This is a genomic window from Falsihalocynthiibacter sp. CO-5D18, from assembly GCF_041205445.1.
Taxonomy (GTDB): Bacteria; Pseudomonadota; Alphaproteobacteria; order Rhodobacterales; family Rhodobacteraceae; genus Falsihalocynthiibacter; species Falsihalocynthiibacter arcticus.
The window spans coordinates 322686-334323 of the sequence record NZ_JBGFCF010000004.1 but is presented as its reverse complement, the minus strand read 5'-3'; the positions used below and the strand labels follow the sequence as shown (position 1 = coordinate 334323).

At 49.2% G+C, this 11638-nt stretch carries 8 protein-coding genes and 1 pseudogene; 4 read left to right on the top strand and 5 right to left on the bottom strand.

Translation table 11 applies throughout. The features are described 5' to 3' along the window. Positions 1 to 355 precede the first annotated feature (355 nt). The 4 genes and pseudogenes from AB9F27_RS08065 to AB9F27_RS08050 form a co-directional block, all read right to left on the bottom strand. A complete protein-coding gene (locus AB9F27_RS08065; RefSeq protein ID WP_369757644.1) occupies positions 356 to 2212 on the bottom strand; it encodes a putative bifunctional diguanylate cyclase/phosphodiesterase in 1857 nt (618 codons plus the stop codon). A gap of 246 nt (positions 2213 to 2458) precedes the next feature. Further along, positions 2459 to 2791 (bottom strand): annotated as a pseudogene (locus AB9F27_RS08060) (CHASE domain-containing protein); the annotation flags it as partial. A 438-nt stretch (positions 2792 to 3229) separates the two neighbouring features. Then, complete coding sequence (locus tag AB9F27_RS08055) at positions 3230 to 5839, bottom strand: ATP-binding protein (RefSeq protein WP_369757641.1); 2610 nt, start codon at positions 5837 to 5839, stop codon at positions 3230 to 3232. A gap of 90 nt (positions 5840 to 5929) precedes the next feature. Continuing rightward, positions 5930 to 6463 (bottom strand): oxidoreductase, encoded by a 534-nt coding sequence (locus AB9F27_RS08050; RefSeq protein ID WP_335586789.1) that lies wholly within the window; start codon positions 6461 to 6463, stop codon positions 5930 to 5932. Positions 6464 to 6650: 187 nt separating this feature from the next. On the opposite strand from AB9F27_RS08050, the gene AB9F27_RS08045 reads away from it, so the two are divergent. From AB9F27_RS08045 to AB9F27_RS08030, 4 genes are all read left to right on the top strand, one after another. Beyond that, entirely contained in the window at positions 6651 to 7274 is a 624-nt protein-coding gene (locus tag AB9F27_RS08045) for a response regulator transcription factor (RefSeq protein ID WP_335586788.1), read from the top strand. Between the two features lie 129 nt (positions 7275 to 7403). After that, entirely contained in the window at positions 7404 to 9314 is a 1911-nt protein-coding gene (locus AB9F27_RS08040; protein WP_335586787.1) for a cation:proton antiporter, read from the top strand. Between the two features lie 239 nt (positions 9315 to 9553). Beyond that, the gene (locus AB9F27_RS08035; RefSeq protein WP_335586786.1) at positions 9554 to 9853 is read left to right on the top strand and encodes a hypothetical protein; all 300 of its coding nucleotides are present in this window, start codon (positions 9554 to 9556) and stop codon (positions 9851 to 9853) included. A gap of 104 nt (positions 9854 to 9957) precedes the next feature. Further along, entirely contained in the window at positions 9958 to 10530 is a 573-nt protein-coding gene (locus AB9F27_RS08030) for a hypothetical protein (protein WP_335586785.1), read from the top strand. 84 nt (positions 10531 to 10614) lie between these two features. On the opposite strand, the gene AB9F27_RS08025 is transcribed toward AB9F27_RS08030, so the two are convergent. After that, positions 10615 to 11625, bottom strand: coding sequence for a zinc-binding alcohol dehydrogenase family protein (locus AB9F27_RS08025; RefSeq protein ID WP_335586784.1), 1011 nt, complete (start codon positions 11623 to 11625; stop codon positions 10615 to 10617). Between the last annotated feature and the right edge of the window lie 13 nt (positions 11626 to 11638).

Below are 11638 nucleotides of genomic sequence, written 5' to 3'. Positions count from 1 at the left end.
TGGCGTAGGATCGCAAGAATTTGGGGTTCACTATATCTCGTCATCTTCATCAAAAATCTCCTCAGATATCTTGCCGAGAAAATTCTACTTTTGAACACCACTAATTTTAGGGGGGATTACCGGGGGACTACTGCTAATTGCTAAATAAACTGATGCAGGAAACGGACCAAAGCTTCTAAAAAACATGAGTAGTTTAGAACATCACGACCGTCCGAGGGTTTCTTGGGAAGCGTTTTATTACTGTTTATGCCAAAATTTTCTAGATCTAATACAAAGGCGCGCGTCGGTCTGACCAAATTTTAGTTTTGTATTTTTAAGTTAAAGACAGTGAAAGATTTGCGAATGTTGGCCTGTTCTATGAGGTCGTCACTTTTCCCACATGAATTTTATCTCGCACGAGGAGTTCAAAAAAGCTATCCCCCGACATCGGCCGACAAAGTGCGTAGCCTTGGAGCGCGTGACATCCCATGCTTCGAAGGGTGTCGATGTGAAATTGGGTTTCAATGCCCTCAGCGATAACTTCAATATCAAGGGAGCGCCCAATCTCAATTAGAGAAGCAACAATTTTCCGCGCGGACGGGGAGAAACTAATTGGAGTAACAAGTTGATTGTCAATTTTAAGGCGCATGGGGCGAAGCTTTTGTAGGGCAACAATCGACGCGAACCCTGTCCCAAAATCATCGATTTCAATTTCGATTCCCATGTCCTTTATGCCTGCAACATTATCTTTCAGCATCTGATTTTCATCATCCATAAAAATCGATTCTACTAATTCAAAACATATGGAACCACGTGGAATATCCAGTTTTGCGAGGTCATCCAAAATATGTGGACTAGCTATCTGCCTCGCGGACACATTTACCGAAATCCTTGGTACAATGGCTCCCGCCTTTTGCCAGCTAATGCGATCTGCTAAAACACAAAGAAGTATTGCACGGTCAATATCGGCATCTCTTCCTATTTCTTTTGCGTTTTCAAGAAAATCTTTGGGAGTGAGAAGGCCACGGGTTGGGTGGTTCCAACGGGCGAGCGCTTCGACACCAAAAAACGACAAATCCGAACCGCTGTATTGGGGTTGATAATAGGGTATCATTTGCCCTTCTGTCAGCGCGATTTCTATCTCAGATAGAAAACTATTTTTGCGATCTAAAGTGCGTCGAAGTTCTGCGTCGCAGAGTTGAAACTGGCCTCTTCCCAAGATTTTAGCCTCATATAATGCGACATCGGCGTCCCTTAGGATGTTTTGTGGAGTTGTCGTGGAAATAGCGTCCGTAGCAATACCGATCGACGCCCCAATTGTTATTTTTCCATTTGAAACACTGAGAGGTAAGGATAATCGGCGGATTATTTTTTCCGCGAGGGTTTGCAGATGGTTCTCTTGCGCGAAAAAACTCTTACTTTTTCTGCTAATGAAAATGATGAACTCATCTCCACCGAGTCTAATAACATGATCTTGATCGTCAATAAGAGTTCTTAGGATATTGCCGACTTGATTTAGAATATTGTCACCTGCGAAATGGCCTAATGTGTCATTTACAGTCTTAAATCCGTCCAAATCTATCTGGAGAACACCAGCAAAAGCTTCGCCCGCGGCGTAGCTCACTTTGTGTTCTTCAAGGCGTTGATCAAGGAAGCGACGATTGGGAAGTTCAGTAAGTGCGTCGTGGTGAGCAAGGAACTCTACGCGCTGTCTCGCCAGTTCTATTTCAAAGTTTTTCTCTTTTAAATTTTGATTTGCGGCCTCGATCGATTTTTGCATTTCTGTTTCTTCGGTAACATCCCAATTTACTCCAACAATTTTTGTACGCCCTTTGAATTGAATTATGTTTGCTAAAGAACGGACATGGCGAATGCCGCCATTTGGCAATAGGATTCGGTAAACGGATCTAAAATGAACGCGCCCACCAACCCCAGCCTCAAAATCAGCTTCTGCTCGTTCGCGATCTTCCGGGTGAATGCGAGCCGCCCAATCAGTATGGTAGTGTTCCCTAAAGGAGGGGGGGTATCCATATAGTTCATTCATCCGCGCATCCCAGATGATCGTTTTTTTGTCGACATCAAATTCCCAAACTCCAGCCCCAGCGGCTTCCATGGCGAGGTGAAGGCGTCGGGATTGCCGATGTAGATCGCCCTTTTGCTCCGAAAGAACATCAATATACTCATGGCGCTGGTGTATGAGGAATGCGGAGGCAAGCATGGGCGCAATGATCATCAGGGCTGCAACCAAAAACGCACTTCGAAGAAGCCAGAGTGCTGGAGGTATCGTTTTCCAGCCCTCTTTTGGCACCGCTGAAATTCGCCATGCGCCCGTGGGAAGACGAACTTCCATTTGAACGGGGGTGTTCTGAATTGTTTCTATATTCCCAAAAAACATCTTCCGTTCGCCATTTACAGTATCTTGGCTTTCAAGGGCAATGCTGATTTTTGAATACGGATCATAAAGGCCGCTCGTTGAGTAAAGACGGTCCAGATCAATGACGGCTGCAAGGACCCCCCAGAAGGGTTCGGACGGGGCGTGCATGTTGAAAATCGGGTAGCGCCCAATAAAAGCTCGCCCCCCTTGAACAAGTTCGACTGGCCCGGTGAGAACCAATTTTTTTGTGTCACGAGCTTGCAGCACGGACGCCAGCTGATTCGGAAGCGTTCTGTAATCTACGCCGATTGTCGGCTCATTGCCCTTGGTTGGGTAAACGAGTTTGATTATCATGTCTGGCGCGGCGGCCACGTTGCGAACGTTTTTACTATTGCGGAAAAATTCCGCCGCAAGCTCAGTAAAGTTTTCCTGCGACATGTCGGGTTCGACCGAAAGCGCCGCTGCGAGACCCTGCGCGAGGTAGAGGTCGCTGTTGAGGTGAATCTCAAGATTGGCACGTACGTCGTTGGCTAGGGTGCTGACATCATCTCTCAAGGACTGAGCAAAAATCTTTTTAGTTTGAAGCTCCGTCACATACCAAACGGACGCAACCAGAAGCGCGGCAATAATGGCAGGCAATAAAGATAATTTCGGAAAAAACCGTAGTCTGTTTTTCCGGTTTAAGGCGTCTTGAGGCAGTTTGTTTGCTCCTACTGATAATTTTCGTCCAGATTCGGACCTAAGTGAGTTTTGTGCGGCGTGTCCCTATTATGTTCACTGTTTAGAGCAGCGTCGCGGTCTTTATCATATTCGAACCCAGCATGTGTTTTAGCGGCCCAAGTTCAAATTGCTGTTTAAATGCTAACACATAAAAGATTAACGGGGCCTTTCCCTTGGGGCAGCATTGGCTGTGACCGCTTCATCATAGACCTCTGCGCCCAAAGTCAGTTCCAAACAAATTGCCGCTGCGTTAAGTTCCTCTCTAAGAGCGTCAATATTGTCAGTCTCTGCTACGGATTGTGCTGCCGCTAATTTGGCGTGAAGCGCGCTGGCTCCCATTGATGCGCTCAGGCCCGCAAGCCTGTGAATTTGAATGACAAGGTCTTTGGGTTGGCTGGCTGGCGGCTGATTGCTTAAATCTTGGATGAGATCCTGAAACCCCTTTTTCATTTCGCTGCGAAAACGGGCGCAGGTTTTTGCAAAGCGTTCAGGGCCGAGGATGTCCCTAATACTTTCTATCTGTTGGATGTCCAAAAGCTCGCCAGCAAGGGTAGGTGCCTCCGTTTTGGCCACGGGCTTAAATCCCAAGACAGAGAGAATGCCTGCGCGGCTGACTGGCTTAACAAGAACATCATACATCCCCGCAGCAAGGCAATCATCACGGCTTTCTTGGCTTGAATGGGCTGTGAAGCCAATTATTTTTGCATCCGCAGACGCGCCCTTCATATTCCCTCGGAGCATTTTCGTGGCGGCGATGCCGTCTAATACCGGCATGCTGATATCCATGAATATATAGTCAAACTTCGTTGCATTTGCCGCCTCGACTCCCGTTTGCCCGTTTTCTGCAGTCTGCACCTCTAGGCCCACATCCTCAAGAAACTCCAGCATGAGCGTCCTATTGATCGCATTATCCTCCACTAAAAGGGCCCGAATGCCTTGTGAACGGTTCCCAACGGACGGGGGCGCGTTGAAGGCGGGCTCGCCTAGGTTTGTCTCTGGCGATGGGCAATTTACAAACGGAAGCTTTACCCAAAATGTACTCCCCACACCGACTTCGCTTTCAACCCCCATCTCGCCGCTCATCGTTTGAACCATGCGGCGGGTAATGCTGAGCCCAAGGCCGGTTCCATCTGCGTCACGGTCGTATCCAGTGTTCAACCGCACGAAATCGTTGAATATATCCTCTAGCTTGTCTTTGGGAATGCCGAGTCCGTTGTCAGTCACATGCACCTCAAAGCAAACAGTTTCGTCGTCTTGCAAAAATGTGCCAAAATCAATCTGGATGTGCCCATTTTGAGTGAACTTGATCGCGTTCCCCAAAAGATTAATTAAGATGCTCCGAAAACGCCTTTTGTCGCCAATGTAAAAACCGGCATCTGCCCCCGTGAAATCAGCGCCCAACGAATTCCCCCGCGCGCGGGCCAGGGACTGGGCGTTCTCCATAATCTCCTCAATGGCTTCTAGCGGACTAAACCTGTCTTTGCGGGGGGCCGTTTCTGAGGCATCCAAGCTTGCGATGTCTAGAACATCATTGACGTGGCTTAAAAGATGGGCAGCCGACGAGCGCGCGATCGAAAAGAATTTGTTTTGATAGGGCGTAAGCGTCGTGGAGGACAAAACTTCATGTGCGGAAATGACCCCATTTAAAGGCGTACGCATTTCGTGGCTCATAATTGTAATGAAGTCGGATTTGGCCTTGGCCATTTTGAGGGCTTCGTCGCGGGACCGCAGGATATTTTCCTTGATGGCCTCGCGCTCCGAGATGTCGCGCACAAAGGAAATGAAAATCGTTTGGTCGCCATCGACAGCGGGTGCAATCGAAATCTCGATTGGGATGACTTCACCCCCTTTTTTCAACCCGTTAAGTTGCAGGAGCCCCTTTCCAACAAGGGGGCTCTCGCCGGTTTCCAAATGCTGACGGATTTCCGAGCGCATGATCGATCGATTGCTTTCGGGGATAAGGTAGTGAAGGGCCTGTTTGCCCAGAACTTCGTCGCGCGAATAGCCAAAAACATGCTCGGCGGCGCCATTATAATCCAAGAGAACACCATTTTGATCGCTGACAATTACCGCATCAAGCGACGCCCCGATGGTCGACTGCAGGCGCGCTGTGACATTGGTCAGAGTTACTTGAGTTGCCCGTGCTTCACGAACGGAACGATAGAGGAGGACCACGACTGAAATAAACGAAACCGCCAGGAGGAGGGCGATGACCAAAATTTGAATAAGAAGTTTGGACAACTGTGCGCGGTGATCATCAGAAGTTTTGGCAAAAATCTTGGTTGTTTTGCTTGAGAGCTCTTGCAAAAACGTGTCCTGAGCCTCAATTTGCGCATATAGAATTGGAAGGTCATACCGCAGTTCTTTATCCGGCTGGTCGATGATCGTTGCAAGTTCAATTGTTTGGGCTTGGAGTGAATCCAGAAGCGCAATTAGCTGCGCATCTGGCGTAAGATATTTGGAACTCCGCATAGAAGTAACAGTCTCTGAGCGCGAATAATACAAATCAAATCTACGCCGAAGGGGGGCCAAATCCGCATCTGGAGATCGCATTGCCAAAAGGAGAGCTTGTTGCAGACGAGCCTGCTCGACGTTCAGCTGCGTTAGTGTCCATTGTGAGCCACCATTCGGAGAGGACTCAAGCAGTTCAAGATGGTCGCGCACTGATTGACTCAGGGGGATAACCGCCGCGACAAGCCCAAAAATTGCTAGGCTCAGAACAACAAAACGCCACTGTTGGAGGCCGAATTTTCGGATGTTGCTCATTCGGCTCCTTGAAGGTTTCGCGCCTAAACTCCGGAGGTGCGCTTCCGCAAAGCAACCTTAGCGTGCAATCTTCGCGTTGAGGAGAAAAAACTACTCGAGGACTTCAATTTCTTCGAGTTGCCAAATGCTGCGAGTATAAATGGTCTCTGTGCGGTATTTTTTTTGAGTATCAAAGGGATAAACAATCCAAAGTGGGCCTTTGTCTCGCAAGGACATAAGCTCTCTATCCATTTCATACGCAACAATAGGATAGAGATCGTCAGCCTCCGGCGCTGGAAAATTGATGGCATAGTCATTTGCTGCGCGCGCGCGCAGGGTCACCGGCTCAGCGCCATCAATCGACTTAACTTGTGCAAGAAGTGTCGAGAGCGGGACACCTTTAAACCGGTGCACGCCTTCAGTCCATATTGTCGAGGTCACAAAAGTTTCGCTAGGGAGTGCTTGGAGCATATCAATTGAAAACGCAGCACTCCCTTCCTTTTCATACCCCAATATGTTTTGCCCAGACACCGTCAATACAATTTCCGAATGTGGCTGCTGCTCTTGACTCGCGTATGTTATACCCGTGAGTGAGATCGCGAAGATGGCAGCTGTGCCAATTATGGAAACCGGTTTGAAATACATTGACCGTCCTTTTCAATTGTTTTTATTATATAGTCTCTGCGATAAAAAATGTTTTGGCAATTTGGGATAGTTGTCTATACTTTTGTATAGTATTTATTTTTTTTGCGATTTGTATTGGCTTTCTTTTTTCGGCGTAAAGGCTTGCGCGGAAGAGTTTCGGGTTTTGATGGATTTCTAGGAGATATTTTTGCGCGTTCTGGTTATCGATGATCATACAATGGTGCTTGATATGATCTCTTCCCTTCTTGCTAACGAGACAGATATGGATGTTGCTGTGGCAACGGATTTTCCAACCGCGCTTGAGCTTCTCAACACAGGGCGTCCTTATGATCTCACGCTTTTGGATTTTAGTATGCCAGGGATGGTCGGACTTGAAGGCCTTGCCGCAGCGATCAAAGTTTCTCAGGGCAAGCCCGTGGCAATTATGTCGGGTGTGGCCAGCAAAGAAACCGCAGTGGAGGCCATTAACGCGGGGGCCGCTGGGTTTGTCCCAAAAACGATGCATGCAAAATCGCTTGTGAGTGCCGTGCGATTTATGGCGTCGGGCGAAATATTCTTACCTACGGCCTTTATGGAATCCACGGGCGAAAAGGCCGAAGTCCACCCGATAATTAAAGATTTTACGCAACGTGAGTGTGAAGTTCTTGAGGGGGTTTGCCGCGGATTGTCCAATAAGGAAATTGCGCGAGAATTGGATCTGCGCGAGGTGACGATAAAGCTCCATATGAAAAACCTGTCGCGAAAAATTGGGGCGAACAATCGTACACATGCGGCCATGATTGCGCGCAACGCGGGCTTGTTCACGCCCTAGCGAAACCCATGTAGCAACGGGGAAACGGGCGCGCACACACGTATTGCGCAAGCACGCACAGTGTTTTTCCTATTTTTGGTGCCAAAACGCGGCTAGTTTTACCTGACCCCAAAAATTGGACGCCCAAAAATGACAGATTTTTTACTTCTCGCCTTTATCTTCCTCATCGCGGGGGTCTTCTCGGTACCTATTGCGGCACGGCTCGGGTTGGGATCGGTGCTTGGATATTTGATCGCGGGTATCCTCATTTCTCCTTTGCTTGCGCTCCTGCACGTCGATGTCGTGTCGATTCAGCATTTCGCCGAGTTCGGGGTTGTTATGATGCTGTTCCTCGTCGGGTTGGAGCTTGAGCCAAAACTGCTCTGGGCTATGCGGGCAAAACTCCTCGGTCTTGGGGGCGCACAAGTTGCCTTTACGACGGGCGCTGTGATGCTCGCGGCAATGGCACTTGGCCATGTGTGGAGTATTGCCCTCGCGATTGGGCTTGTCTTTGCCCTGTCCTCGACCGCCATTGTGCTGCAAACCCTTGGTGAAAAGGGGTTGATGAAAAGCGATGGCGGGCAGGCCAGTTTTTCTGTGCTGCTGTTCCAAGATATTGCCGTGATCCCGATGCTGGCCCTCATTCCTTTGTTGGCGCTTACCGACCTAACAGATGTGGTGCAGCACGCCGCATCGGTCGCTGACGCCGGTGCACATGAAGATGGGATGAGTCTGGTCGCCGAGTTAAATGCTTGGCAAACCACGCTTGTTACGATTGCTGCCGTTGCTGCCGTCGCCATTGGTGGCAATTATCTGACAGGCCCGATTTTTCGCTTTATCGCGGGTGCCCAATTGCGCGAGTTGTTTACCGCAACGGCGTTGATGATTGTGATCGGCATTGCTTTGCTCATGTCTCTTGTCGGCCTCTCGCCTGCGTTGGGCACGTTTCTCGCCGGCGTTGTCTTGGCCAATAGCCCATACCGCCACGAGCTTGAGTCCGACATCGAACCGTTCAAAGGCCTTTTGCTCGGTCTTTTCTTTATGACCGTTGGTGCCAGCGTAAATTTCCCCCTGCTGTTTGCAAATCTCGGGTCAATCATCGGCCTTACGCTCGGATTGATTGCGATCAAAGCGGGTGTTCTCTTTGTTCTGGGCGTTTTGTTTAAACTCTCTGGAAGTGATCGCTGGCTGTTTGCGATGGGCCTTGCGCAGGCGGGTGAGTTTGGGTTCGTTTTACTGTCCTTCACCGTTGGCGCGAACGTCATTCCCGCAGAAATCGCGGACCAGTTGTTGCTCGTTGTGGCGCTGTCGATGCTCCTGACGCCGGCTTTGTTCATTCTGTACGATCATGTGATTGCGCCGCGCTACCTAGTTGATTTGGAGCGAGAGGCGGATGAGGTTCCCGAGAATAGCCACATCATTATTGCCGGACATGGCCGTGTTGGCGGTATTGTGTCGCGGATTTTACAAAGCGCAGGTTATACGCCGACTGTGATTGATTTTAGCTCCAAGCAGCTCGATATGTTGAGTAAATTTGGCGTCCGGGCCTATTACGGCGACGCGACGCGCCCCGATATGCTCCATTCGGCGGGGATTGATCAGGCCAAGATGTTGGTCGTTGCCATCGACGGCAAAGAAGCGATCACGGAACTGGTGAAATACGTAACACAGACGCATCCGCATGTGCATGTTGTGGCGCGCGCCATCGATCGAAATCATGTGTACGATCTTTGGTTCGCTGGATGTCGAGACGTTATCCGTGAAACCTACGATAGTTCCCTGCGCATGGGGCGCTCTGGTTTGGAGGCTCTGGGGGCCACACGCGCGCAAGCGGATCGTGCGTGTCAGGCCTTTGATGTGAGTGACCGAAAATCAATTCTGGCTATGGCAGAGCACTATGATCCGGAACTTTCCTATGAAGAAAATGACACCTACACATCCAAAGTCCGCGAATATGCACAAGAGTGGGCGGCGGATTTAACCTCGGAAATCGCGGCTATCTTGAGTGAAAAACCAGCCCCAAGGTCGGATGAGGCCGACCCCTTGGCCAAGAAGAAATGAATCTACGTTTTTGGTTAGGGCACAAGGGATCGAAAATTGTACCAATTCTCAATTTGATACTGTAACCTAGAATCCTCATGCTCAATTGTTAGGGCATGATTGACGAGTATCAGGGTTGTGCTTCGGTGCAACCCTTTCCCCAAACGGCAGTCTATCCGTTGAAATAATATAATTTCCTTGATTGTTTACAGTTTGGTGGCAGAATAGAGGGACATAATCTTAAGGAGTAGGCCTATCCTATGTCGGTTTTTGCAATTGCTGCTCAGCTGAAAAAAATGCTTCTCGGGATGGAGAAGGACTTGGGGTTTGACACGTTGTCGGAGTCCGAGAAGTCTATTTTGTATGCTGTCATCGATTTGGAAGGCGGAAGCGCAATTCATTCCAGTTTGATAAAATCCCATGAGTTGACCGACAGCTTGACGAAACCCACATTCCATCGCGCCCTAAAATCCCTGGTTTCAAAAGGGTATATTATTCATGAAGATGGTACGAAAACGGGTCTGTATCGATTTAAGAAAGCTAACTTTAAGACCTCATAAGGCGGGCTGCGCTTAATGGGAGGGAATTTTCAGGTATCTTATTGAAAAGTATTGTTTATTTAAGTTTTTGGCGCGGTGTTCTTTGGGCATAGGATGGTTTGCAAATGTTCCGTGATAGCACTTGGATTGTGCCAATGATTTTGGTCACATCCGCTTATCTAGTTTGTTTTTATGTGACGTTTCTCATTATTTTCCCTTTTCAGAATGCCGTGTTTGGAACCATTCCGGTTTACGCGAGCTTATTGTACTTGCCGCATGGCGTACGGGTTTTGGTGGCCCGTTTTTATGGTTGGAAGGCGGTTGTCTTTCTCGCGCCGGCCACCTTGCAAACCCACTACTACTTAAGCGGTTGGAAAGGCGGGGCTGAAATTAATCTTATCTCCGTGGGTGCAAGCCTTTTGTGTGCCCCTTTGAGTTTCTGGATTTACGAAAAGTTGAAAAACGCTGTGGGTAATGGTGGTAAACCCAATTTCGATTGGCGCAGCCTCTTGATCGTTGGTGTGATGGCATCGTTGATCAATGCTCTGGCGTTGAACCTGTATCATTTTGATCTGGCTCCGATGGAAATGTTGCGCGCATCCCTCGCTTATTCGATCGGCGACATTTCGGGGCAATTCTTGATCATGTTCCTTCTCATGATGAGTTTTCGGTGGGCGCGAAAATTTGAAAGGGCGTAAACATACATCCCTTTAAGTCGCCCAAAACCGAAAAAAAAGGAGCCCCGCGAAGCTCCTTTTCCATTGGTTGGTTGCACAGGTTCGCTAGAAACCCTCGACCACAATTTTCCCTTTAGCAGTGCCCGTTTCAATGAGCTTGTGGGCCGCACGCATATTTTGTGCGTTGATCGGCGAGAGGATTTCGCTGACGGTCGTCCGAATGCGCCCCGCGTCGATTTCACCCGAAACATAGGTGAGCAGTTTGTGCTGCTCTATCATGTCGGGCGTCTCAAACATGGCGCGTGTGAACATGAGTTCCCAATGCAAACTCGCAGCCTTGGTTTTCATTCCCGCCATCGGCATCGGCAAATTGGTGTCGTCGATTGTGACGATTGCTCCTTGGGGACGAATAAGCTCAACCGCTGTATCCCAATGCCGCATGTCATTGAAAATTGCAATATGATCAACATGTTGGAAGCCAAGGGCACGGACTTGCTCTACCATTGGTTGGCGATGGTTCACAACGTGATCCGCCCCAAGTTCCTTAACCCAGCTTACCGTTTCGGGACGGGACGCTGTGGCAATGACCACAAGACCCGCGGCTTTAGCGAGCTGAATGCCGATCGATCCAACACCCCCACCCGCGCCAATAATCAAGAGGGTTTGCCCCTTGTTGGCACCGTCACGGTCGATCCCCAATCGATCAAAAAACGATTCATAAGCTGTAATTGTTGTGAGGGGCAACGCGGCAGCTTCAGCAAAGTTAAGAGATTTTGGCTTTATTCCGACGATACGCTCATCAACGAGTTGAAATTCGGAATTCGACCCCGCGCGTGTGATATCGCCAGCGTAATAGACCGCGTCACCCGGTTTGAAAAGCGTCACTTCTGGCCCCACGGCCTCAACAACACCGCTCGCATCCCAGCCCAAAACGCGTGGCGTTTCTTCCACCGTATCTTTGGGGCTGCGAACTTTTGTGTCGACGGGATTAACGGAAATGGCTTTGACCGCGACCAAAAGATCACGTCCCAGCGCCGTCGGTTTGGGAAGCTCCACATCTAAAAACGAATTTGGATCTTCGATGGGTAGGTAATGTGTAAGGGCAACAGCTTTCATGGTATTTCTCCTA